The sequence below is a fragment of the Lentzea aerocolonigenes genome (assembly GCF_000974445.1).
GTDB lineage: Bacteria > Actinomycetota > Actinomycetes > Mycobacteriales > Pseudonocardiaceae > Lentzea > Lentzea aerocolonigenes.
This window is the reverse complement of record NZ_BBOJ01000010.1, coordinates 42,109-66,301: the sequence shown is the minus strand read 5'-3', so window position 1 is coordinate 66,301 and position 24,193 is coordinate 42,109. Positions and strand designations below refer to the sequence as shown.

The window sequence follows — 24,193 nt, the reverse complement described above, 5'->3', positions numbered from 1 at the left end:
ATGACAACCTGATGCCACCACGTCGTGGGCTCGCAGTGCAGGAAGCTGCCGTGGCAGTTCACGGCCGTCCGAACGCGATGACAGCCCGCGCGGCGCTGCGTTTCACTCGAGCTCGTGTCAGCCAGCCATCCCGTGCGTCACCGAGTCGCCGAGTGCGACGAGGTGCTCGGCTCATCACCGGTCGCCACCGCGGACCGGCAGGCCGCCGAGGGCATGCCTTCCTGGCGTGCCCGGGAGTTCCTCGCGGCGCGAACGCTGTTGCGCGGGCTGCTGGGGGACGGGCTGGTGGCGGACTGGGCGGGCACGACGATCGCGAAGGAACCGGGCGGACGGCCGTTCCTGCCCGACCACCCCTGGATCGGGGTGAGCCTGTCCCACTCGGGCGACTGGGTGGCGGCCGCCGTCGGCGAGCACCTGCGCGTCGGTGTCGATGTCGAGGTGCCGCAGCGGCCGGTGAGCCCGGCGTTGCTGCGGCGGTGCTGTCGCGAACAGGACACCGCCGCGTTCGAGGCGATGGCCGACGACGTGCGCACCGCGGAGTTCACCTGGATGTGGACCGCGCAGGAGGCCTGCGTGAAGGCGGCTGGGCAGGGGCTTTGCGGCCGGCCGTGGACGGTGCCCGTCGCGGTGGGGCAGACCAGCGGCTCGTGGGGGCCCGTGAGGTGGACGGCGTTGCGCGGACAGGCCCCGGTGCCGGTGTCCTGCGCCTGGAGCGAGGGAAGCGACTGATGACTCAAGCACCACCCGCGGAGTGGTTCGACACCGACCGGCCTTTCCCCGCGGACCGGCTGATCACGGAGTGGACCGCGGCCGCGGCCGCCGCACACCCGCACCGGCCCGCGCTCGTCACCGAGGCCGGAACCGCTTACACCCACGCCGAACTGGACCTCGCGGCCCGGCGCACCGGCGCGTTCCTGCGGGCGATCGGGGTGCGACCGAACAGCTTCGTCGGCCTGCTCACCGGGCACCACCCGGAGGCCGTGCGGGGGCTGATGGGCGTGCACCGGGCGGACGCGGCGTACGTGCCGCTCGACCCGCGCTGGCCGTTGGAACGGATGGCGCAGGTGCTGCGGCAGGCGGGGTGCCGCCGGGTGCTGACCGACACGAGGCACCTCAAGCGCGCGTTCGAGCTGAAGGCGCTCGCGCCCGATCTGTCCGACGTGATCTGTCTCGACGGGCCCGTCGTCCAGCCGTCGACCACCGAGGAACGCGCGCAGGTCAGCGAGTTCTGGGACTACGTCGCCGGCCAGGACGACCCGTACCGCGCCGCGGGCTTCAACCTCGGCTCCGGCCCTCAGCTCAGCGAGACCGAGATTCTCGCCTACCGGGACCGCGTGCTCGAGCTCGCCGGACCGGGTGGGCGCGTGCTGGAGGTCGGCTGCGGCTCCGGCCTGTTGCTGCGCGAACTGGTGCCCGCCGCCGCGTCCTACACCGGCATCGACCCGTCCGGGATCGCCATCGCCGCCTGCCGCGAGTGGGTCGACGGCCAGGAGCTGAAGGCCGAGTTGCACACCGGGTTCGCCCACCAGGTCACCGAGCTGACCGACGGCCCGTTCGACGTCGTGCTCCTGGCCAGCGTGGTGCAGTTCTTCCCCGGTCCGGGCTACTTCGACGACGTGCTGGAACAGTGCCTCAAGCTGCTCGCGCCCGGTGGCCGGATCGTGCTGGCCGACCTGATCGACCCGGCGTCCGGTGCGAACCCCGACCTGTTCCGCGTGCCGCCCGGCCACCTCGCGGGTGCGCGGATCGAACGCCGTGACCCCGCGTCGTTTGCCGAGCCCATCGCCGCGCGCTACGACGCCGTGCTCGACGGCCCGGTCCACGGCCTCACGTTGTGGGGCGCGCCGGACGTCGAAGCCACCGAACCGCTGCCCGCCGGGCACGCCCTGGCGGCCAAGCCGTCCGACCTCGCGTACGCGATCTTCACCTCGGGTTCCACTGGCAACCCGAAGGGCGTGATGATCCAGCACCGCGCGGTCGCCAACCTGATCGAGTGGGTCAACGGGGACTTCGAGGTCACCCCGGACGACCGGCTGCTGTTCCTCACGTCGTTCGCGTTCGACCTGTCCGTCTACGACATGTTCGGCATCCTCGCGGCGGGCGCCTCGGTGCGGCTCGTCGACGACGACCGGATCGGCGACCCCGAGGCGTTGCTGAAGATCCTGCGCGAAGAGCCGGTCACGTTCTGGGACACCGCGCCCGCCACCATGGCGCTGCTGCTCGCCACCGCGAACGAGCTGCCGGTGCCGCCGGGTGAGCCGGCGCTGCGCCGGGTGTTCCTCAGCGGCGACTGGATCCCGGTCGGCATGCCCGACCAGATCAGGCACTTCTTCCCGGGCGCGAAGGTGATCGCGCTGGGCGGCGCGACCGAGGCGACCGTGTGGTCCAACAGTTTCCGCGTCGGCGAGGTCGACCCGGCGTGGCCGAGCATCCCGTACGGCAAGCCGATGCCGAACGCCCGGTACTACGTGCTCGACGACGACCTCGGCCACTGCCCGGTCGGCACGCCCGGCGACCTGTACATCGCCGGGGAGTGCATCGCCGCGGGCTACCTCGGCGACCCGCTGCTGTCCGCGCGCAAGTTCCTGCCGGACCGCTACGCGCCGCGGCCGGGTGAACGGATGTACAGCACCGGCGACCGGGCTGTGTGGCGCGAGGACGGCAACCTCGAGTTCCTCGGCAGGCTGGACCACCAGGTGAAGGTGCGCGGCTACCGGATCGAGCTGGGCGACGTGCAGTCGGCGATGACCAAGCACCCCGACGTCGCGGCGGCCGCGGCCGTGGTCGCGGAGCCGGGCGGTGAACGCCAGCTCGTCGCGTACTACACGTGCCGTTCGCGCAAGCTGCCGTCCGCCGAGCTGCGCGACCACCTCGCCGCACTGCTGCCCGAGTACATGATGCCGACCCGGCTGACCCAGCTGCGGCACCTCCCGGTGACCGCCAACGGCAAGGTCAACCGGGACGACCTCGTCCGCCGCGCCGACCAGGCGCTGCACGTCCACGGCCCGGAATGCGGCCGCTTCTGCGTCGGCGCCTGAAAGGACCCCCATGCCTGACGACATCGAGAACGCCCTGTGCGCACACGACCTCGTGGACGACGTCCGGGTGCAAGGCACCACCGCCGCGGTGGTGCCCGCCGTCGCGGCCGACGCGCCGGACGTTCGTGCGTCCTATGTGGACTCGTGGCGGTCGATCTTCGAAGACACGCACGTGCGGGTGAGCGGCACCGGCGGCCTCGGGTCCGACGCGGCGTTCCTCGGCTGGGACGACAGCTTCACCGGTGACGCGATCCCGCTCGACCAGATGCACGAGTGGGTCGGCACGACGGTCGCCCGCATCCTGGCCCTGGAACCGCGCCGGGTGCTGGAGCTGGGCGTTGGTACGGGCCTGCTGCTGCGGCCGATCCTCGACGCCGCGCCGATCGAGACGTACGTGGCGACCGACTTCTCGGCGCCGGTGCTGGAGATGGTGCGCTCGCTGGGTGATCCGCGCGTCGAGGTGGCCCAGGCGGAGGCGCTGACCGCGCCCTCGGCCGTCGGCGGCCGGTACGACACGGTGATCGTCAACTCGGTCGTCCAGTACTTCCCGTCGCTGCGCTACCTGGAGCAGGTGATCGAGAACGCGCTGGCCGTCGTCGAGGACGGTGGGCACGTCTTCCTCGGCGACCTGCGCAGCGACGCGCTGCACGAGACGTGGGCCGCGCGCAAGGCATCCTCGCGTGGAACCGTCGCCGAGCAGGAGATCCGCGACGACGGCGAGCTCTCCGTGGACCCGGCGTGGGGGTGCTGGCTGCTGCGCCGGTTCCCGCGGCTGACCGCCGTCGAGGCCGCACCGCGGCGGGGTAGCGGCGTCAACGAGATGACCCTGTTCCGGTTCGACCTCGTCCTGCACGTCGGCTGCCCGGCCGAGTCTCCGGTCACGGACTGGCGCCAGGAGCCCAGTTTGTCCACTGTGGACTCGCGACTGGTCGAAGAGACCGAGCCGTTCGGATATCGCGGGGTGCCCAACGCGCGGCTCGGCGACGGACTCGACCCGGAGTCGTTGTGCGCGCTGGCCGAGCACCACGGGTGGGTGCCGCGGGTCAGCTGGAGCGCGGGCGACGCGGACGGCTCGTTCGACGTCTCGTTCGTGCCGGCGGGCACCCACTTCCGGTCCGCCGACCCGGTCACGTCCGGTGGCGACGGCCGGTCGGCCGCGATGTTCCCGCCGCGCTTCGCCGGATCGCTGGCGGCGGCGCTGTTGCGGGAGGCCCCTGGGCTCACCGACGTGGTGTTCGTCCGCGAGCTGGGCACGGACGTGACCGGATCGCGCCGGTTCACCGCGACCCAGATCATCAGCGGGGCGACGGAGAGCGGTGACCCGGTGCTGGAGGCTGTGCTGGCCGCGTTCGGACGGCACGTGCGCGCCGAGTCGTTCGGCGCGGAGGAGAGCTTCTTCGCACTGGGCGGGGCGTCGCTGCCCGCCGCGATGTGCGTGCGGGAGCTGCGGCAGGACGGCATGGACATCAACCTGCGCGACCTGTTCGAGTGCCAGACCGCCCGCGCGCTGGCCGAGCGCGTCGCCCAGCGCGGTGCGCGATGACCGCGCTCATCCCGTTCACCGACCCCGACCGGCCCACACTGCACGTCGTCGCGATCCCGGGCGCGGGTGCCGGACCGGTGACCTACGAACCGTGGCGTCGCTTGGTACCGCAGACTTGGCGGCTCAGCGCGGCCTGCCTGCCCGGCCGCGGACCTCGCTTCGGTGAGCCCTTCGCCACCGACATCCGGGCGGTGGCCGAAGAGATCGCGGCCGAGATCCCCGGCGACGTGCCGGTCCTGGTGTTCGGGCACAGCATGGGCGCTCTCGTGGCGCTGGAGGTCGCCGCGCTCGTGCGTCCGGCGGGACTGGTGGTGGCGGGCTGTGCGCCGCCCGCGTCCCGCCGCAGAGCCGTCTACGGCGCCACGGCGGAGGAAGACGTGGCGGCGGCGATCAGGGATGTCGTGGCGTCGCTGAACGTCCCCGACCCGGACCTGTTCGAGGAGCTGGTGGCGCTGTCGACGCCGGTGCTGCTCGCGGACCTGGCGCTGCTGGAGGACTACCTGCCGCAGGCGACCACAGTGGACTGTGAGCTCGTCGCGTTGTACGGCGAGGAAGACGATCTCGAACCCGAGTCCTGGTGCGAGAGCACCACGGGCTCCGCGGAGGTGGTTCTCTTCGCCGGCGGCCATTTCTTCATCCAGCACGACGCCGCGGACGTGGTGCGTGAGCTGGCCCGTCGGCAACAACCTGCCGTGGCAGCGGAAGGCCCGCTGATCGCGATGACACCCGATGTGCCATGCGATTGACTCGACCGCAGGCCGACCGAATCTCGGCCATCCGACTGGGAAGGACCTACTGATGACTGCCCTTGCCATCGCAAGCGGCGGAACGCGCGGGATCGGGTTCGCACTCAGCTCCAGGCTCATCGCACTGGGCCACCACGTCGTCGGGCTCTACCACCGCGACACCGCGCGGGCCGAGGCGGCGCGGGACGAGCTCGGCGATCGGTTCACGCCGATCGCCTGCGACGTGGCTGACCCGGACCAGGTGACCGCCGCGGTCGACGAGGCGGTGACCCGATTCGGCTCGCCGCGCGTCCTGGTGAACAACGCCGGGCTGAACATCGACAAGCCGTTCGCCGACCTCGACGTCGAGTCGTGGCGCCGGGTGGTCGACGTGAACCTGACCGGGCCGTTCCTGCTCACCAAGGCGGTCGTGCCGCACATGGCGGGCACCGACGACCCGGTGATCGTGAACATCGGTGCCACCACCGGGATCCGGCCACGCCGCAACGGCGCGAACTACTGCGCCAGCAAGGCCGGCCTGCTGCAGCTCACCAAGTGCCTCGCGCTGGAGCTGGCGCCGCGGATCAGGGTCAACTGCCTCATCCCCGGCATGACCGAGACCGACGAGCTGCGTGAGCGGTTCAACCTCGACGACCCCGCGGCCAGGCGGGCCGTGCTCGACGAGATCCCGCTCGACCGGATCGGCACCGTCGAGGACATCGCCGATGCCTTCGAGTTCCTGGTGTCCAAGGGAAGTTCCTACGTCAGCGGCCAGCGACTGATCGTCGACGGCGGCCAGTTCATGTGGTGAGGGGCCGACCGATGGACGAGATTCTCGAGCTCTCCCGCTCCTGCGTGACGGCGGCTCCACCGCCCGGCGCCGCGGAATACCTGAACTTCTGCACGTCACTGCGCGAGCACCTGCACGCCGCGTGGGAGTCCATTGTGGACGCGAATGCCGAGGACCTGCGCGCCATCCGGGAGAAAGGCGCGCCGGAGACGCTCGTCGACCGAATTCGCATGAGTGACGAGCAGCTCGCCTGGCTCGGCCGGCTGACCGCGGACGTCGCGGACGCGCTCGGTCGCCTCGCCCCGGACCCGGTGCACGAGGCCGGTCCGCTCCGGGTGCGCCGGGCGACCCGGCCGCTCGGCGTGGTGCTGATGATCTACGAAGCCCGCCCCGCGGTGTCGGTCGAAGGCGCCCTGCTGCCGGTCGTCATGGGCAACGCCGTGCTGCTCAAGGGTGGCACGGAGATCGCCGCGACCAACCGCGCGCTGGCGCCCGTCATCCGCGCGGCGCTGCGGGACTCGGGCCTGCCGGAGCACATGGTGCATCTGCTGGACAACTGCGGCCGATCCGAGCTGCGCACGCTGCTCACCCGCGGCGACGCGATCGACGTCCTGCTGCCGCGCGGCGGTCCCAGCCTCATCGACTTCTGCCGCACGGCCTCGCGCATCCCGGTGATCGCCAGCGGCGGCGGCGTCAACCACCTGTACGCGCACCACTCCGCCGACCCCGGCGAGGTTGCCGCGATCGCCCTGGACAGCAAGCTGTCCGAACCCACGGCCTGCAACACCCTCGAGACGATCCTGTGCGACGAGCGGGCCTTGCCGTCGGTCGCGGACGCGATCGTGAAGACGGCAGGTGAGCCGTGCACGCTGAAGGTGCCGGAGCAGTTCGGGGTCACGGGCAACGACCTGGTCACCGTGCTGCCACTGGCCGATGTGGATCTCGGTCGCGAGTTCCTCGACCGCACCCTGGCGTTGCGGCCGGTGTCCGGTGTCGAGGAGGCCGTCGCGCTGATCCGCGAGCACGGCTCCGGACACACCGAGGCGGTCGTCGCCGCGGATCCCTCGGTAGTGCAGACGTTCTGCCGCGAGGTGGACGCCGCGACACTCGTCGTGAACGGCTCGCTGCGGCTGCACGACGGCCCGACGATGGGTCTGGGCCCGGAGATCGCGATCAGCACGGGCCGGCTGCAGGTCCGCGGGCCGGTCGGCTTGACCGCACTCACCACCACCAGCTGGGTCGTCGAGGCGGGCGGCACGCTGCGCGCTTCGCTGGACGAGGAGCTTCGATGACGAACACACTCGACGAGGCGGCACTGGCCGTCGTCGTCAAACAGGTCCTGCTCGCGGAGTCGCGGCTGCGGATGGATCCCGCCGACCTGCGCGACGACGAGCCGCTCAACGGCGGGCTGCTGCGCGTGACGTCGATGGGCTTCCTCGGCATGCTGATCAAGCTGGAGGACGTGCTCGGCATCGAGCTGCCCGACGACATCTTCGTCGGGCGCACGTTCACGACCGTCGACGACGTCGTCCAGGCCGTCCGCGGGCGGGTCGCATGAGCGAACTGCCCAAGCAGTGGCAGAGCGTCCTGCCGCACCTCGGGCACACGCTGCCCGAGGACGTCGCGCCGCCGTCGTCCGGCGAGGGCGTGTCGGTGAACCTGCCCATGGAGCTGGTGCGGCAGAGCCTGTCGCAGCGGGAGTTCTGGGACATCCCCGAACCGGTGCTGGAGCAGTACCGGCGCTATCGGCCGACCCCGCTGTGGCGCGCGGACGCGTTCGCCAGAGCGGTCGGCGCACGCGTGCCGATCTACGTGAAGTACGAGGGCGGCAACGTCTCCGGCAGCCACAAGTTCAACACCGCGCTCGCGCAGGCCTACTACTACCGCAAGGCCGGAGTCACCGAGCTCGTCACCGGCACTGGCGCGGGCCAGTGGGGCACCGCGCTGGCGGCGGCGTGTGCGTGGTTCGGCCTGCGCTGCACGGTGTTCATGGTCGCCGGCAGCCTGCGCCGCAAGCCGTACCGCGGCACACTGATGCGGTTGCTCGGCGCGACGCTGCACGAGAGCCCGAGTCCGTTGACCGAGGTGGGCCGCGCGGTGTCCGCGGACCGGCCCGGCAACAGCCTGTCGGTGGCCATCGGTGAGGCCGTGGCCTACGCGGCGGAACGGGACGGCTGCGCGTTCGCCATCGGCAGCGGCGAGACCTACAGCATCCTGCACCAGTCGGTCGTCGGCACCGAGGCGCTCGACCAGCTCGGTGCGCTGGACGCGAAGGTGGACGCGGTGGTCGGCTGTGTCGGCGCCGGCTCGAACTTCGGCGGCATCGCGCTGCCCCCGTTCGCCGCCGCCGTGAGGGAAGGCAGGCCCGCGCCGCTGCTGCTGGCCGCGGAATCGTCCACCACGCCCAAGCTCACGCGCGGCGTGTACGCCTACGACCGCACGGACAGCGCGGGCCGTGGCCCGATGGAGGCCATGTACACCGTGGGCAGCGAGTTCGCGATCCCCGACTCGCACTCCGCGGGCCTGCGTTATCACGGAGCCGCGAAGCTGTTGTCCGCCATGCGGTTCCACGGCCAGATCGCCGCGACAGCGGTCGGTCAGGCCGACGCGCTGTCGGCGGCGCACACCTTCGTGCGCACCGAGGGCGTGCTGCCCGCACCCGAGTCCGGCCACGCGCTGGCCGCCGCCGCGCGACTCGCCGTCGACGGTGTGCGCGACCGCGACGCCGACCACCGGACCACCGAGGGCGTGCTGGTGTGCGTCAGCGGTCACGGGCTGCTGGACCTCGGCGCGTACGACCAGCTGCTGGCGGGCGAGCTGCACGACGAGATCCCGGACGAGCAGCTGATCCGGCTCGCCACCGCGAACCTGGGGAGGCCGCGGTGAACGGCGAGCTCTTCGACTGCATCGAGGTCAACCTGGCGTTCGCCGCCGACCGGTTCCACGGCGAGGGCACGCATCTGCGGCTCGGGCACCGGTTGTCGTTCCGGCCGGTCCTGGGCAGCGACGGCCTGCCGACCGTCGAACCCGAGGTGGACGGTCAGATCGCGGCCGCCTGCACGACGCTGGGTCTGAGTCCACGTGGGACGGACCTGCGCTACGTGCTCGCGGACGCGTTCGACCTTCCCTGGTGCCCTTACTTCACGCGGAAGCACATCACGCACAGCTTCCTCCTGGAACCCGACGGGTCCGTCACCGACGCCTACCACAACGACACCCCGTGGGGGCAGGCCCGGCTCGTCACGGGCCGCCCGGCCAACGAGCGTCCCGGTGACGATTTGCTCAGCGACGCGCGCGTCCTGTGGCTCTCGCCCGCGGAGCTCGGACCGGCACCGGAACCAGTCGTCGACGTCGACGCCGAAGAGGTCAGCCGGTACGTGAAGGCCTACGCGACCCACCCGGACCGGGTCGCCGCGCTGGACCGGCTCACCCTCGAGACCTGGCTGCTGGCCAGGCAACGCCGGCTGCACGCCGCTCACCGGTGCGTGGACGCCGACGACCACCTGCGCCGCTGGGCCTCCGTCGTCGAGCACACCTACCTGGCGTACCGGCGGGTGGCGCGCGGCCGGGCGGAGCCACCGGAGCTGTTCGCGCGCCTGGAAGAGGCGTTGCTGACGGATGCCGCGGTCTTCGACGACGTGAGGCAGGCGGTGCGCGCGACGGTGGCATCCGTGCTGCGGGTGGACGTCGTCACCGACGAACTCACGGCGATTCCGGGCTTCGGCTCGCTGCGCATGGTCGAGATCGTCGAACTGCTGGAGGAGCGGTTCGCGGTCGAGTTCGACGCGGCGCAGCTCGTGCCCGAACGGCTGCACCGCCTCGACGACCTGTGTGGCCTGGTCAGCCGGGCTCTGGCCGCCCGATAACCCGAACCGACCGAAAGGCACAGTTGTGGACGCACGCTTCACCGGGATGCTGAAACCGTTCCTGCCGCACCTCAACGACCGCCCGATCACGCCGGACATCTCGTTGCGGCAGTACGGACTGGACTCGATGCAGGCGATCGAGCTGATGTTCGCCGTCGAGGACACGTTCGGCGTCGAGCTCACCGACGAGCTGCTCACCGACGAGACGTTCGGCAGCGCGGGCGCGCTGTGGGAAGCCGTCCAGAGCCTCACGGGTGTCAGGACAGCGTCATGACCGCCGTGCAGACCCGGCGCGACCTGGCCGCCGCGGTCGACGAGGTCGCCGCGGTCGCCGCCGAGCACGCGGACGCCACCGACGAGCGCGCCGAGTTCCCGGTCGCCGTGCTGGAGGCGTTGCGCGAGACCGGGTTGCTGGGGTTGCTCGTACCGCTGGAGCACGGCGGTTTCGGCGGCGGGATCGACGATCTGGTCGACACGAGCATCGCGCTCGGGCGGACGGACATGTCCGTCGCGATGATCTTCGCGATGCACTGCCAGCAGGTCGCGGCGATCACGCGGCACGCTCGCCGGGAGCTCGCGGACGAGCTGCTGCCGGAGATCGCGGCGGGCCGGATGTATCTGGCGTCGGTGACCACAGAGGCGGGTAAGGGCGGCCACCTGCTCACCGCGGTGTCCGAGCTGACCGCCTGCGGCGGACTGCTCACCGTGGACCGGTTCGCGCCGATCGTCACCGGTGGCCTGCACGCCGACGGTTTCCTGATCACCATGCGCGGTGTGGACGCCACGTCGGACAACGACGTGTCGTTGGTGTTCGCCCGCCGCGACCAGCTCGACGTGCGGGTCAGCGGCGACTGGAACCCGCTGGGCATGCGCGCCAGCCACAGCTCCGCGCTGCAGCTGACCGGAACCGTCCCGAATGGACAGATCGTCGGTGAGCCCGGCCGGTTCGACCGCGTGGTGTCGGAAACCTTCGGCCCGATGGCGCATCTGGGCTGGTCGGCCGCGTGGCTGGGCACGGCGGCCGGGGCGCTGTCGAGGGTGCTGCGGACGTTGCGCAAGGACCACCGCGGCTCGCTGGACTCCGAGTTGCTCCTCACCCGGATCTCCCGCGCCCGGCAACGGCTCGACACCGTGCACGCCCTGCTGCGCCGCACCTCCGCGTGTTTCGCCTCCGGCGAGGACATGTCCCGGCCGAGCAGGCAGCTGATGCTCAACGCCCTGAAGATCACCGCGTCCGAGGAGTGCCACCGCGCGGTCGAGGACCTGGTCGAGGCGGTCGGCCTGCGGCACGGCTACCTCAAGGGCTCGCCGACCCGGCTGGAACGCACGTTGCGCGACCTGCGGTCCGCGTCGCTGAACTACAGCAACGACCGCCTGCACCTGGCCGACGGCAGGCTCGCGCTGCTCGACCAGGAGGTGCGGTTTGCCTGACGTGCTCACCGAGCTGCCGCCGGGGGCCGAGGCCGGTGCGGCACTCGCGGCCCTCGGCGACTCCGGTGAGCTCACGCGACTCTACGGGTCCGAACCGGACGGTACGCTCGACCCGGTCGTACTGCGCGGGCTGCTGGGCGACGCGCACGCGCGCCTTCGGCCCGGCGTCGTCCTGTCCCTGTTGGTGCACCTGGCTTCCGCGGCCCCGCTGCTGGCCGAGCACGGCCGGACCGCGACCGGCCTGGTGGCGCTCGCGGCGACCGACACCAACTCCGGGTCCGACCTCACGGCGCTGAGCACCGCGGTGGAGATCGGTCCGGACACCGTGGTGCTCGACGGGGCCAAGCGTTGGGTGACCTCCGCGACCACGGCAGGGCACGCGCTGGTGCTCGCGCGGCACCGGCCGGGCAGGCACTTCACGAACTTCACCTGGGTGCTCGTACCGCTGAACGCGCCCGGCGTCACCGTGCGTGCCTCCGACACCACCATGTTCGCCGGCTCCGGCGTGGGCCACGTCGACTTCTCCTCCGTCAGCCTCGGCCGTTCCGCGCTGGTCGGCCGCCCCGGTCGCGCGCTCGCGGTGTTCGCGCGGCACATGGCGGTCGAGCGGCTCGGCTCGGCGGCGTGGGCGATCGAACTGTGCCGCAAGGCGATCGCGGACACCGCACGCGCACTGGAGCTGCGCACCGTCGGCGACGAGCCGCTGCGGCACGCGCCGCTCGTCCGGCACCGCCTCGCCGAGTGCGCGGTGCGGGTCAGCGCGCTGCACGGGTTGTGGACCACCTCGTGCCGGCGCATCGCGGTGGACCGCGACACCACCGCGGCCGCCGTGCTGAAGGCCGCCTCCAGTGCCGTGGTCGACCGGGTGCTGGGGGAGTGCGCCCACCTGCAGGGTGCCGACGGGTTCGCCTCGGGTGGTGTGCAACAACTGCGCGCCGAGGCCGCGGTGTTCGGCATCGGCGGCGGCACGACCGAGGTCGTTCTCGGCAACGTCGCCGACCGGCTCGACGTCGTGCTGAACGGGCTGGCGTCATGAGCCTCGAGCTGAGCTGCTACACCGCGAACCTGGTGCCGTTCCTGGACAACACGGCCGCGTACGACCTCGCCCACGCGATCCGCTTGGCCGTGCGCACCGATCTTCCCGGCGAGCTCGCGTTCTCCCACCACACCCGCATCGACGTCGATCCGTCCGGCAAGCGGCTCGCGTACCGCGGCGCGCCGGACTGGGCATCGGCCCGTGATGCGCTGGACGCCGAGGTGACGCGGCACGGGCGCGTACTGGCGGTCGGCGACACCCGGCACATCCCGTGGTCGCCGCAGTTCGGGCGACGCTCGACGCCGCACTGGTTGCTGCTCACCCGCTTCGGCGGAACCTGGCGGGTCGACGACCACTTCGCCGCGCTCACCCCGTACGGCGAACAACTGCCGTGTGGGCGGGGATGCGACGACGCGACGTTGCGCGAACTGCTCACCCCGCCGGGATCCGTCGCCCCCGAAGCGGTCAGCCGCGACCGGTACGCCCTGGGGGAGGAGACCGGCCTGCCGCCGTACTCCGGCTATCGCTGGCTGGAGTGGACCGACGAGAACCCGGCTCCGCGAGCGGGTACGTGGATTCACGGCGTGGCGCCCGCGTTGCGGTGGCTGGCCGAGGTGTGCGCCGACCTGGAAGCGCTGGAGCGTTGTGCCGATGACCTCTGGACCGCCGCGAGGCACCAGCGGTACCGGCTGGCGGTGCTGGCGGAACCGGACGGTGCGGAGGCGACGGCGTGGGCGGAGCTGCCCAAGACGGTCCGGTTCGTGCTGGAGTCCGCCGCTCGCGGACGACCGCGCCCGGCGATGGTGGCGAACGCCTTCGCGCGCCTGATCAGTGTGGTGGAGACGGCATGAGCATGTACGAGTGGTTCGCGGGGTCGGCTGCCCGGTACCCGGACGCGGTCGCCCTGGAGGTGGATGGGGAACGGCTCACCTATGCCGAGCTGGAGGACCTCGCCGGCCGCCTTGCCGCGACGCTGGGATCCGCGCGCCGCGTCGGTCTGCTGGCCGCCCGTTCGGTGACGGCCTATGCGGGTTATCTTGCCGTGCAACGGATCGGTGCCACGGTGGTGCCGCTCAACCCGTCGTTTCCACCGGCTCGCAACGAGACCGTCGCGCGCGCCGCGGACCTCGACCTGATCCTGACCGACGGTGAACCGGGCACCGAGGTGGCGCCCGTGCGCACACCGGATCCGGACGACGTCTGCTACATCCTCTTCACCTCGGGCTCGACGGGCACACCGAAAGGTGTGCCGATCCAGCACCGCAACGTGGACACCTACCTGCAGCACGTCATCGGGCGCTACGGGATCGGCGTCGGCGACCGGCTGTCGCAGACCTTCGACCTGACCTTCGACCTGTCGGTGTTCGACCTGTTCGCGGCCTGGGGCGCGGGCGCGACGCTCGTGGTGCCCAGCCGTGCGGATCTGATGGCGCCCACCAGGTTCGTGGTGGAGCAGCGGATCACGCACTGGTTCTCGGTGCCGTCGATCGTGTCGTTCGCGATGCGCCTGCGCGGCTTGGCTCCTGGCTCCATGCCGGACCTGCGGTGGAGCCTGTTCTGCGGTGAGCCGCTGACGGAAGCGCAGGCCGCGGCGTGGCAGGCGGCAGCGCCCGGCAGCGTCCTGGAGAACCTGTACGGGCCGACCGAGCTGACGTTGAGCTGCAGCCAGTTCCGCTACACCGGTCCGCTCGGATCCGGTGAGAGCGTGCCGATCGGGGAGTTGTATCCGGGCGTCGAGGCGATCGTGCTCGACGAGGCGGGCCTGCCCGCGGCCACCGGAGAACTCTGCGTCCGTGGCCCGCAACGGTTTCCCGGCTACCTCGACCCGGCCGACAACGCGGGCCGGTTCGTGCGGTCCGACGGGGTGCGCGCCGACACGGCCGATCCCGAGTTCTTCTACCGCACCGGCGACCGCGTGCGCTGGAGCGACCACGGCCTCGTGCACCTCGGACGGCTCGACCACCAGGTCAAGGTGCGTGGCTACCGGGTCGAGCTGGGCGAGGTGGAGGCGGCGCTGCGGGCCGTGCCCGGCGTCCGCGACGCCGTGGTGGTGGCGGTGCCCGGACGGCGTGGCGAGACGAACCTCGCGGCCGCGTGCACCGGTGAGCCGGGCGATGCGCTCACCGCGCTGCGCGCGCGGCTGCCGGAGTACATGGTCCCGGAGACGCTCACCGTGCTCGACACGTTGCCGCTCAACGCGAACGGCAAGATCGACCGCCGGGCCCTCGGCGCTCTCGTGGGGAAGAACTGAGGAGGCGGCACAGTGACCGATCTCGTGGGTGACGATCTCGTGCACGAGCTGCTCGACGCGGCCGCGGACCGCGCGCCCGGCGCCAACGCCGTTCGCGACGCCGCAGGCCGGTGGACCTACGGCGAGCTGCGCGACCACAGCCGCAGAGCCGCGCAGTGGTTGCGGGAACAGGGAGTGCGGCGCGGCGACCGGGTGGTGGCGCAGCTGCCCAGCTGCCGGGAGGCCGTCGCGCTGTTCTTCGGCGCCTGCCGGTTGGGCGCGGCGTTCGTGCCGCTCAACGTCGCCACGACGCCGTTCCAGCTGAGCTCGATCGTGGCGAACGCCGAACCCGCGCTCGTCCTCGCCGAGGCTGACCTTCCCCTGGTGTGGAAGGAGATCGAGGACGCCGTCGCAGCGGAGGCCGTCCCGGTCGAGCTCGACGACGTGGCCGTGTTGATCTACACGTCCGGCAGCACGTCCACCCCGAAGGGCGTGGTTTGCCCGCACCGGCAGGTCCGGTTCGCCGTGCGCGCGTTGACCGAGGTGCTCGGCTACCGGGCCGACGACGTGGTGTTCTGCCGGTTCCCGCTGTCCTGGGACGTTGGCCTGTACAAGGTGCTGATGAGCTGCGCCGCGGGCAGCGAGGTCGTGCTCGCCGAGGGCGAGTCGGACCTGGTGCTGCTCAAGCGGATGCGGGAGACCGGCGCGACGGTCGTGCCGATCGTGCCGTCGCTGGCGAACATGATCATCGCGCTGGCCCGCCGGGCACGGGACGAGCTGCCGCCGGTGCGGTTGTTCAGCAACACGGGTGCCGCGCTGCCGCAGCCGGCCATCGACGAGCTGCGCGCGTACTTCCCCGGTGCGCGGGTGGTCCGGCAGTACGGGCAGACCGAGGCCAAGCGGATGACGGTCATGCCGGTGCACGAGGACCGCGAACGGCCGGGTGCCGTCGGACTTCCGTTGCCCGGCACGTCGATCCTGATCGTCGACCAGGACGGCGCCGCGCTTCCGGCCGGGCGGGTGGGCGAGATCGTCGCGGTCGGCCCGCACGTGATGGCGGGCTACTGGCGGGCACCCGAGGTGACCGCGCGGACGTACCGCTTCCACGAGCCGACCGGCGTGATGCGGCTGCACACCGGCGACTACGGCAGGCTCGACGAGGACGGCTACCTGTATTTCGAGGGCCGGCGCGACGACATGTTCAAGCGCCGCGGCATCCGGATGAGCACGCTGGAGGTCGAGGCGGCCGCGCTGGACGTCCCCGGTGTGCGGGCGGCGTGTGCCTTGGCGCCCACTGACCGGCACGACCTCGCGTTGTTCGTCGAGTCCGGCCTGACCACCGCCCAGATCGTCGACGAGCTGATGGTGCGGCTCGACCCGGCGAGGATGCCCGCGGTGTGCCGCGTGCTGGACCGCTTCCCGGTGACGAGCAACGGAAAGAACGCCCGCGACGTGCTCGCGTCCATGTTGACCGAAGGACGATGATGAGTCTGCCGAAGATGCTGGCGCAGCGCCACGGATCCCCGCTGTACGTCTACGACCTCGACCGCGTTCTCGCGGCCCGCCGCGACCTGTCCGACGCGCTCCCGCCGGGCTGCGACGTGTACTACGCGCTGAAGGCCAACCCGCACCCCGACCTCGCGCGGGAGCTGCGCCTCGGTGGCTGCAAGGCGGAGATCAGCTCGCTCGGTGAGCTGGCGTCCGCGCTGACCGCCGGGTTCGACGCGGGCGACGTGCTCTACACCGGTCCCGGCAAGACACCGTCCGAATTGGACAGTGCGTTCGCACTGGGCGTGCGGCGGTTCTCCGCGGAGTCGCCGACCGACCTCCAGCACATCGGCGCCGCCGCCTTGCGGTGCGGGACGGTCGCGTCCTGTCTGCTGCGCATCAACAGCGAGACGTCCGCGGCGAACACCGGCATCCGGATGACCGGCAGGCCCAGCCAGTTCGGCATCGACAGCGAGACGATCGCCGGCCTGGCCGCCGAGTTGCGGGCCGTACCGGGCACGACGATCGAGGGGCTGCACCTGTTCTCGCAGAGCAACGCCGAGAGCGAGGACGCGCTGATCGGCGAGCTGAGCCACGCCGTCGAACTGGCGGCCCACCTGGAGAAGGAACTCGACGTCACGCTCGGGTTGCTCGACATCGGCGGCGGGTTCGCCGCGCCGTACGGCAGGCACGGTTCGCGCTGTCTTTATCCGCGGCTTCGTCCGGCTCTGGAGTCCGTCCTGGACGAGTGGTTCCCGCGCTGGTGCGAGGGCACGCCGCGGCTCGCGGTCGAGGCCGGTCGCTACCTCGTCGGTGACAGCGGCACGCTGGTGACGACCGTGAGCAACATGAAGACCAGCCGTGGCAAGACTTTCGTGGTGCTGGACGCCGGGATCAACACGTTCGGCGGCATGTCCGGTCTCGGGCGCACGCTGCCCGTCTCGGTGGAGATCGACGGTGACGGGCCGCGCAAGGCGTTCCTGGCCGGGCCGCTGTGCACGCCCGGCGACATCCTCGGACGTGAGGTGCCCATCCCCGACCTGCGGCCGGGTGACCTGGTGGAGATCCCGAACGCCGGTGCGTACGGCGTGACGGCGAGCCCGTTGATGTTCCTCGGCCGTCCGGCGCCCACCGAGGTGGTCGTACGCGGTGGTGAGGTCGTGTCGGTGTCGCGGATCGAGCACGTCCGCCGGTGCGCGGGGTGAGGTTCGGGGGCGGTCGCGCGGCAGTCGAAACCCTGCGTCGTGAGCCCCCACCCATCCGGTCGAAGGTGTTGGCGACAGTGGTGTTTCGGTTTGTGTCGCGGGGCCGCGCCTGTTCGGCGGTGGGCGAGTTTGGTCTCCGGGTTCGAGCACGAGGGTGAGAACGCTCGATGTTCGTGCTCTCATCGGGCGGTTCAAACATTCTGGAGATTGGTTGATCTTCGCGCGGGAACATCTGTGTCACACAGCGGCACGGATGTTCCCCCGCGAAATGTCAGTTCCCGTCGGTGATCAAGCTGGTCCACGAACGGAACCCGAGAATCCAGACACCGCAGCGCTTCCCGGCGGCACGCCGGCACGGGCGTCCTGGGTGATCGCCGCCGCGACGTCCGCCGCGTGGGCGAACAGGTAGAAATGGCCACCCGGCCACACCCTGGTCCGGAAGTCGCCGGTCGTGTGAGACCGCCACGTCCGCAGGTCCGAGACCGGCGTGGCCGAATCCTCGGTGCCACCGAACGCCGTGATGGGCGTGATCAGCGGCCCCAGCGGTTCTTCGCGTGTCCGCAGCAGGTCGAGGTCGGTGAGCAACAACCGGACGGCGTAGTCGAGCATCCACGGGTGCCGCAGCAGCTCCGGGGGAGTGCCGTCGAGGTGGCGCAGCATCCGCACCGCGCCCTTCCGGTCGAGGGCGGGCAACCGGTGCCGGGCCGCGGTGCCGGAGACACCCAGCCACACCGGCGGGCGGTCCGCGCACGCCGCGGCGACGTCGTGCGCCACCACGGCCCCCATGCTGTGCCCGAAGAACGCGTAGGGCGTGTCGACCGCGGCGAGGATCTCCGGCGCGACAAGGTCGACGACCTCGCGCAGAGACCGGGCCGGGGGAGTACCCCGGCCCGGCAGATCCACGAGCACGACGTCCCACTCCGCGGGCAGGTGCCTGGTCAGCTGCAGGTACCCGGTCGAGGTCGCGCCCGCGTGGTGGAACACGACGAGCGTGAACTCGGGACTGGCCGAGGCGACCCTGGTCAGCACTCGCCGACCAGCTCCACGAGATCACCGACGGTGCGGACCTGGTGGAACCGGCGCAGGTCCAGCCGGATCGAGAGCTCCTCCTCCAACCGCCCCAGCACTTCCAGGGTGCGCATGCTGTCCCACCGCTCGTGCGCGGCGAGCCGCGGCTGGTCCCGCAGCGCCTCCGCCGGTTCCTCGAGCACCTCGCTGAGGATCCCGACGACGACCGCCTCCACGCTTGCCACTGTCATGTCCGCTCTCACCTTTCCGTCAGCTGGATCCACCGCGGGAGCACCTCTTCGCGGTCCACATCGAACACGAACGTGCCGTCGCCCGAGGGCGTGAAACCGGCCGACTCCCAGAACCCCGCCGCGGCGCCGTTGCGCGCGGTCGGGACGAAGCTGCCGTGCACCCGGCGGGCGCCCGCGGCCCGCGCCTGGCGCACCAGCCACGCCGCCATCGCCAGCTCGACACCGCGGCCGAGCACCCGGCAGCTGAGCAACAGGTTCAGCACGTGCCACGTCTCGCCGTCCTTCCGCACCCACGCCGCGCCGACGACGCCCTCGTCGCCGAACCGGTCGGACACCGAGCACGACAACGCCAGATGGGTGCGGGCGGTCTCGGCCTCGTCGAAGCGGATCCCGGTCAGGTTGAACTGGTTCGTGCGGCCGGCGAGCTGCGCGAGGCGCGCGAACTCGTAAGCGGAGGCCGGGCCGATGCGGACCGAGATCTCCAACGCGTCGAGGTAGCTGTCGTAGGTGTGGAAGGTCTCGGCGAAACCGTTGCGGGCGGCGCGTTTCCGATACAGCTCGGGCCGGTGCTGGTCGGTCTCGGTCAGGTCGAGCACGTCGAACCAGCCCTCGCCGAGCAGCGTGCCGACCAGCTCGGCCGGGTCACCGTCGGCCGCGAGGACCGCCACCTCGGGCAGCTCGTGTGCGACGCCGCCGCGTTCGAACGCCGAGTCGTCCATGAACACGAAGGATCCGAGCCCCAGTCCCAGCTGGTCCGCCATGCGTCGCAGGCCGTCGGGCTTCGGCTGCCAGTTCACCGACATCGCGGAGAACGCGTCGGGGCGCAACAGCGCCTCGGGGTGGTCGGTGAGCGCGGTCCGCACGGCGGGCTCGTCGTTCTTGCTGGCCAGCGTGAGGATCACGCCCTGGTCCCGCAGCCGCAGGCCCGCGCGATGCAGGTCCTGGTAACAGTTTCCGGGGTACAGCCCGCCGAGCTCGACCCCGGCCGCGCCCACCTCACCGAGCACACCGCCCCACAGCGTGTTGTCCAGGTCGAACGCCAGCACCTTGCGCGACCGTCCGGTCTTCGCGGTGACGAACCGGCGGAACTCCTTGGCCAGCACCAGGAACGCGTGGTCGCTGTACGGGATGTCGGCGTACTTGCGCAGCCGGGCGTCGACCGCGGGCGCTCCGGAGTCGGCGAGCGCCGCGACGAAGTCGATCACCGCGATGCCGGGGTGGCGTTCGGCGAGCCCGAGCAGTGCCGCGTTCAGCTCGTGCCAGCAGCGGTTCAGCGCGGCACGGTCCCGCCAGCTGATCACCGCGTCCCGGACCTCCGCGGACAACGGCACGGTGTGCAGCACGATCGTGGCCTGCTGCCGTTCGGCTGCGGCGACGACCAGGTCACCGAGCGCGGCGACCCGTTCGGTGATCCCGGCGCGCAGCTCGGTGACGTCCGGCCAGTCCTTCGGCACGAAGTAGGAGTCGTGGAGCACGACGAGCGTGGCGTCGCCGCCGGGCAGCGCCGTCCGCAGATCGCGGTCGAACTGACCGTACTCACCAGCCGTGATCGCGGGCCGCATGCCCGCGGTGACCAGTGCGGTGCGCAGGATCGACTCGAAGTGGCCGGCCGTCGCGGTCGCGAGAAGTCCGATGTGGACTGTCGCTTCGCCGGGCAGTCCGGCGAAGAGCCGCCCGGCGCGGCGGAACTCGGCGGGGCTACCTGCGGAGTCCAGGCCGCGCAGGTCGGTCGCATCGAGCGGCCTGCCCTCGCGGACCGCGTCGGTCAGTGCCGTCAGGTACCCGGCCGTCAGGTGTTCCGTGGTCATGTCGTCCCTCAGACCTGGATGAGCGTGCAGAACCAGTGCATGCCCAGCGACACCCCGGCGAGCGCCACCAGGTCGCCCTCGGCCAGCTCGCCGCGTTCGACGTGCTCCCGCAGGCAGATGAGCTGGTCCGCGCCCGCGACGTGGCCGTACTGCCGGGCGAGCTCGGCGTTCGTGCGTTCACGCGGGATGCCCAGCACCCGGCTCAGGTCCGCGAACGCCTGCTGGTTGTCGTTCAGGAAGATCAGCCGGCTGAGGTCCTCGCGCGCGACACCCGCGCTCGCGCAGGCGCGGTCGATGACGCACGCCGTCCGGTCGTTGATCTGGTCGATGAACCCCTTGAGCTTGCGCGGGTCCCGCTGGAAGTGCCGCTGGATCCGTTCCAGCGTGCCGAGTTCCTGCTCGGCGGCCGAGTCGTGGCCGACCTGGAAGAACTCGCAGAAGTCGCCGTCGGTGAGCTGCTCGGTGGCGAGCCAGCGCAGCCGGTCGTGCCCTCGCCGCAGCACCGCGGCCGCGGCGCCGTCGCTGAACAGGCAGTTGTTGATCTGCATCCGGTTGCGGTAGGTCTCGTCGACCCGCCCGACCGTCACGAACAACGCCGTGCCGACCGACTCGCGGATCGCCATCGCGCCCGCGACGTCGCCGAACGCGGTGACGCCCGAGGCACACCCCTGGGTCAGCATCAAGGTCGGAGTGTCCCGCGCACCCAACGCCCGCGCGAGCGCGGCGGAACCGTCCCAGTGCAGGAACTCCGGCACGTCGGAGCTGGCCAGCACGACCAGGTCCACGTCCTTGACGTCGCACTCCGCCCGCGCGAGCGCATCCCGTGCCGCGGCGGTCGCGAGATCGGTCGCCGTCACGTCCGGCGCGCGGTGGAACGTGCGGTAACCCCAGCGGATCACGCGTTCCGGGTCCGGCACGTAGTCCTGCGCCGTGGCCGCGACGTCCGCGGCGGCACCGAGGCTCACCGCCATGCTCGCGATGCCGAGTCCCACCGGTGGCACCTTCACCGGACACTCCTCTCGATTGCGGTGGCCGCGTCGGCCAGGCTGGGCGACGTGAGCAGTGCCCGCAGCACCGGTTCGGGCGGGACGGACAACCGCGAGGCGACCTGGACGGCGAGCCGGGAGTCGCCGCCCGCGTGGAAGAAGTCGCCGGTCGGGTCGACGTGCGCGACACCGAGCACGTCCGCGCAGACGGCACACAGCTCCTGCTCGAACGGTCCGGCCTGCCGCGACCCGGGACGACCGCGTCTCGCCGCCAGTGCGAGCCGGTCGACCTTCCCGTTGCGGGTCAACGGCAACGCGTCGAGCTCGGAGATCACCGGCGGCACCAGGTGCGCGGGCAGCCTGGCCCGCAGGAACTCTCGCAGCTCGTCGACCGAGCCCTGTTGCTGCCACACCACGAACGCGCGCAGCACCTGTGCGTCGCGCTGATTGCCGGAGGCGACCACGACCGCGGCCCGCACGTCCGGGTGTTCGGCGACGGCCGCCTCGACCTCGCCCAGCTCGATCCGCACGCCCTGGATCTTCACCTGGAAGTCCGTGCGGCCGAGGATCTCGATGTTCCCGTCCGGCAGGTACCGGCCGAGGTCGCCGGAGGCGTACCTGCGTTCCCCGGACTCCACCGGGAACTTCTCCGCGGTGCGTTCGCTGTCGCGCCAGTAGCCCTGAGCCAGCCCGACCTCGCTGGCGATGTGGATCTCGCCGGCCACCCAGTCCGGACACGGCCTGCCGCGTTCGTCCAGCACGTGGTAGCGCTGGTTGGTCATCGGGCGGCCGTAGGGGATGCTGCGCCACGCGGGGTCGACGTCGCCGATGGGGTAGATCACCGACCAGATGCACGTCTCGGTCGGACCGCCACTGCCGATGACGCGGAGGTCCGGGTTCAGTCTGCGCGCGTGGCCGGGCAGGGTCACCGGGATCCAGTCGCCCGCCAGGATCACCAGCCGCAGCGACGCCATCCGGTCGCGTTTGCCGGTGCTCCGCAGGTACAGCACGAACATCTCGAACAGCGCGGGCACCGAGTTCCAGAACGTGACGCCGTGTTCGGCCACCAGCTCCGACCAGTGCCGCGGGTCGAGCCCGGCAGAGGCGTCGGGCACCACCACCGCGCCGCCGACGAGGAACATGCCGAACGTGTCCGGTACGGACAGATCGAAGTGCAGGCCGGACAACGCGATGCAGCGGTCGTCCCGCCCGATCCCGAACCGGGCGTTGACGTCGGTGAGCGTGTTGAGCGCGCCGCGGTGGTCCACCATCACGCCCTTGGGCAGCCCGGTCGAGCCGGACGTGAAGATCACGTACGCGAGATCTGTGGTCTGCTGAAGCGGTTGGAGCGCAACGGGTTCCACGTCGTCGAAGTCTCCGTCGACCTGCAACACGCGGATGTGTTCCGGCCAGGGCAGGTCGAGGCGGCTCTGACTGAGCACGACCTGGACCTCGCAGTGGTCGAGCAGATAGCGCAGGCGGTCCTCGGGCACGCTCGCGTCGATCGGCACGTACGCGCCACCTGCTGCCAGCACGCCGTGCGCGGCGACGATCTGCTCCCAGCCCTTCTCCATGACGACCGCGACGAGCCGGCCGGGCCGGACCCCGAGCTCGCGCAGCCGGGTGCCGACCTGGGCGATCCTCCTGGCCAGTTCGGCATAGGTGAACGTGCGGTCCGACGTGATCACGGCCGGCGCGTCAGGCTGTCGCACCGCGTGCTCGTGCAGCGCGGTGTGCAGCAGGCCGTCCGGTATCGGGCCGTTCGTGGCATTGACCTGCTCGCGCACCGCGAGCTGGCCGGGTGGCACCAGTGAGATCCAGTGCCGTGACCAGGTTTCGTCGTTCAGCAACGCCCGGAGCAGCCGGTCGAACGCGGCGAACAGGTCGTCCGGTACGCCGGGTGGGAACAGGTCGGTGCGGGCGTCCCAGTGGTAGGCCAGCGCGTCCCCGTCGGGCCGGACCTGCAGCTCCACCGACGCGTGCGGGGACAGCGCCATGCCGCCCACCCGGACCAGCGAGGTCTGTTGTGGACAGTCGAGCAGACTGGTGAACACCACGGGGAACTCCGCCCGGCCACGGCTGTCCGGCAACCGGTTCAGCTCGCGGACCACCAGCTCGCCACCGAACCGCCAGTGCCACTTGTCGTCGGCCAACCGCTGTGCGACGGCACGGGCCCGGTCGGCGAACGTCCCGTCCGGCGGCGGCACGGCGTGCAGCGTGCTCGTGTCGGTGGGGTGCAGGCGGCAGTCGAGGGTGAACCGGTCGACCCCGCTCCACGTCCGCAGCACCTCCGCGAAGCACGCGGCGAGCAGGCCTTCCGCCGTGACGTCACGGTTCTCGGCGTGCTTGCGCAGCACCCGCCACTCGTCGGCGCCCAGCGCACCGGTGCGCCGGGCGAGCCGGGGTTCGCCCGCGTCCGCGGTGGGCAAGGGAGGTGCGGGCGGCAGATCAGCGAGGCGGGCGAGCCAGTATCGGCGAGCCGTGTCGAGGTCGGCGCCGTCGGCCGTGCCCTGTGCCGCCTGCCGCCCGGTGAGCTCGGGCAGCAGCACGGACTCCAGCAGCCACGGCGAGACGAACACCCGGTCGACGTCGAGCCGGACGCGCTCACCGTCCACGTGAAGATCCTCGAGCCGCAACCCGTTGTGCCGCTGGACGATCCGGTGCCACGCCGCGTCGATCGGTGCCGTGTCGCCGGAGATCCACTCGACGCGCAACCGCGCGCCGGTGCCCCCGAGTGCGTGACCACTGACCCAGTGGGCGAACTGTGCGTCGGACAGCATGCTTCCTC

The 24,193-nt window shown here is 71.5% G+C and carries 21 protein-coding genes; 16 read left to right on the top strand and 5 right to left on the bottom strand.

Going from position 1 to position 24,193, the window contains the following annotated elements:
- Nucleotides 1-114 precede the first annotated feature (114 nt).
- From AOM45_RS20210 to AOM45_RS20135, 16 genes are read left to right on the top strand one after another with little or no spacing between them, the layout of a single operon-like run.
- Entirely contained in the window at nt 115-729 is a 615-nt protein-coding gene (locus AOM45_RS20210; protein WP_063757085.1) for a 4'-phosphopantetheinyl transferase family protein, read from the top strand.
- Nucleotides 729-3,038 carry an amino acid adenylation domain-containing protein gene (locus tag AOM45_RS20205; RefSeq protein WP_030469215.1) on the top strand — a complete coding sequence of 770 codons (2,310 nt, stop codon included), beginning with the start codon at nt 729-731 and terminating at the stop codon, nt 3,036-3,038. The genes AOM45_RS20210 and AOM45_RS20205 overlap by 1 nt, the downstream gene beginning before the upstream one ends.
- Nucleotides 3,039-3,048: 10 nt before the next feature.
- Complete coding sequence (locus AOM45_RS20200; protein WP_035911106.1) at nt 3,049-4,581, top strand: class I SAM-dependent methyltransferase; 1,533 nt, start codon at nt 3,049-3,051, stop codon at nt 4,579-4,581.
- Nucleotides 4,578-5,327, top strand: a complete 750-nt coding sequence (locus tag AOM45_RS20195; protein ID WP_030469216.1) for a thioesterase II family protein — start codon at nt 4,578-4,580, stop codon at nt 5,325-5,327. Before AOM45_RS20200 ends, AOM45_RS20195 begins: the two co-directional genes overlap by 4 nt.
- 52 nt (nt 5,328-5,379) lie before the next feature.
- Nucleotides 5,380-6,117 (top strand): SDR family NAD(P)-dependent oxidoreductase, encoded by a 738-nt coding sequence (locus AOM45_RS20190; RefSeq protein WP_030469217.1) that lies wholly within the window; start codon nt 5,380-5,382, stop codon nt 6,115-6,117.
- A gap of 11 nt (nt 6,118-6,128) precedes the next feature.
- Nucleotides 6,129-7,388 (top strand): glutamate-5-semialdehyde dehydrogenase, encoded by a 1,260-nt coding sequence (locus AOM45_RS20185; protein WP_030469218.1) that lies wholly within the window; start codon nt 6,129-6,131, stop codon nt 7,386-7,388.
- A complete protein-coding gene (locus tag AOM45_RS20180; RefSeq protein ID WP_030469219.1) occupies nt 7,385-7,654 on the top strand; it encodes an acyl carrier protein in 270 nt (89 codons plus the stop codon). Before AOM45_RS20185 ends, AOM45_RS20180 begins: the two co-directional genes overlap by 4 nt.
- Complete coding sequence (locus AOM45_RS20175; protein WP_030469220.1) at nt 7,651-8,982, top strand: TrpB-like pyridoxal phosphate-dependent enzyme; 1,332 nt, start codon at nt 7,651-7,653, stop codon at nt 8,980-8,982. The genes AOM45_RS20180 and AOM45_RS20175 overlap by 4 nt, the downstream gene beginning before the upstream one ends.
- A complete protein-coding gene (locus AOM45_RS20170) occupies nt 8,979-9,962 on the top strand; it encodes an acyl carrier protein (RefSeq protein WP_030469221.1) in 984 nt (327 codons plus the stop codon). The genes AOM45_RS20175 and AOM45_RS20170 overlap by 4 nt, the downstream gene beginning before the upstream one ends.
- Nucleotides 9,963-10,008: 46 nt before the next feature.
- Complete coding sequence (locus AOM45_RS20165; RefSeq protein WP_201780029.1) at nt 10,009-10,236, top strand: phosphopantetheine-binding protein; 228 nt, start codon at nt 10,009-10,011, stop codon at nt 10,234-10,236.
- Entirely contained in the window at nt 10,233-11,393 is a 1,161-nt protein-coding gene (locus AOM45_RS20160) for an acyl-CoA dehydrogenase family protein (protein WP_030469223.1), read from the top strand. The genes AOM45_RS20165 and AOM45_RS20160 overlap by 4 nt, the downstream gene beginning before the upstream one ends.
- Nucleotide 11,394: 1 nt before the next feature.
- Nucleotides 11,395-12,429 (top strand): acyl-CoA dehydrogenase family protein, encoded by a 1,035-nt coding sequence (locus tag AOM45_RS20155; RefSeq protein ID WP_030469224.1) that lies wholly within the window; start codon nt 11,395-11,397, stop codon nt 12,427-12,429.
- On the top strand, nt 12,426-13,280 hold the full coding sequence (locus AOM45_RS20150; protein ID WP_035911115.1) for a hypothetical protein: 855 nt from the start codon (nt 12,426-12,428) through the stop codon (nt 13,278-13,280). The genes AOM45_RS20155 and AOM45_RS20150 overlap by 4 nt, the downstream gene beginning before the upstream one ends.
- Nucleotides 13,277-14,680: an AMP-binding protein gene (locus tag AOM45_RS20145; RefSeq protein WP_030469226.1), complete on the top strand. Its 1,404-nt coding sequence runs from the start codon at nt 13,277-13,279 to the stop codon at nt 14,678-14,680. The genes AOM45_RS20150 and AOM45_RS20145 overlap by 4 nt, the downstream gene beginning before the upstream one ends.
- A gap of 12 nt (nt 14,681-14,692) precedes the next feature.
- Nucleotides 14,693-16,144, top strand: a complete 1,452-nt coding sequence (locus AOM45_RS20140) for a class I adenylate-forming enzyme family protein (protein WP_030469227.1) — start codon at nt 14,693-14,695, stop codon at nt 16,142-16,144.
- Nucleotides 16,144-17,352, top strand: coding sequence for a type III PLP-dependent enzyme domain-containing protein (locus tag AOM45_RS20135; protein ID WP_030469228.1), 1,209 nt, complete (start codon nt 16,144-16,146; stop codon nt 17,350-17,352). Before AOM45_RS20140 ends, AOM45_RS20135 begins: the two co-directional genes overlap by 1 nt.
- A 288-nt stretch (nt 17,353-17,640) precedes the next feature.
- Here AOM45_RS20135 and AOM45_RS20130 read toward each other — a convergent pair whose 3' ends face one another.
- Genes AOM45_RS20130 through AOM45_RS20110 form a run of 5 tightly spaced genes read right to left on the bottom strand, consistent with a single transcriptional unit; the run spans nt 17,641 to nt 24,185 of the window.
- Nucleotides 17,641-18,381 carry a thioesterase II family protein gene (locus AOM45_RS20130; RefSeq protein ID WP_030469229.1) on the bottom strand — a complete coding sequence of 247 codons (741 nt, stop codon included), beginning with the start codon at nt 18,379-18,381 and terminating at the stop codon, nt 17,641-17,643.
- Nucleotides 18,375-18,611 carry an acyl carrier protein gene (locus AOM45_RS20125; RefSeq protein ID WP_051783915.1) on the bottom strand — a complete coding sequence of 79 codons (237 nt, stop codon included), beginning with the start codon at nt 18,609-18,611 and terminating at the stop codon, nt 18,375-18,377. Before AOM45_RS20125 ends, AOM45_RS20130 begins: the two co-directional genes overlap by 7 nt.
- A gap of 8 nt (nt 18,612-18,619) precedes the next feature.
- The gene (locus tag AOM45_RS20120) at nt 18,620-20,419 is read right to left on the bottom strand and encodes an HAD-IIIC family phosphatase (RefSeq protein WP_051783916.1); all 1,800 of its coding nucleotides are present in this window, start codon (nt 20,417-20,419) and stop codon (nt 18,620-18,622) included.
- Nucleotides 20,420-20,427: 8 nt separating this feature from the next.
- Complete coding sequence (locus AOM45_RS20115) at nt 20,428-21,426, bottom strand: 3-oxoacyl-[acyl-carrier-protein] synthase III C-terminal domain-containing protein (RefSeq protein ID WP_030469232.1); 999 nt, start codon at nt 21,424-21,426, stop codon at nt 20,428-20,430.
- Nucleotides 21,423-24,185, bottom strand: coding sequence for a non-ribosomal peptide synthetase (locus AOM45_RS20110; RefSeq protein ID WP_051783917.1), 2,763 nt, complete (start codon nt 24,183-24,185; stop codon nt 21,423-21,425). The genes AOM45_RS20115 and AOM45_RS20110 overlap by 4 nt, the downstream gene beginning before the upstream one ends.
- Between the last annotated feature and the right edge of the window lie 8 nt (nt 24,186-24,193).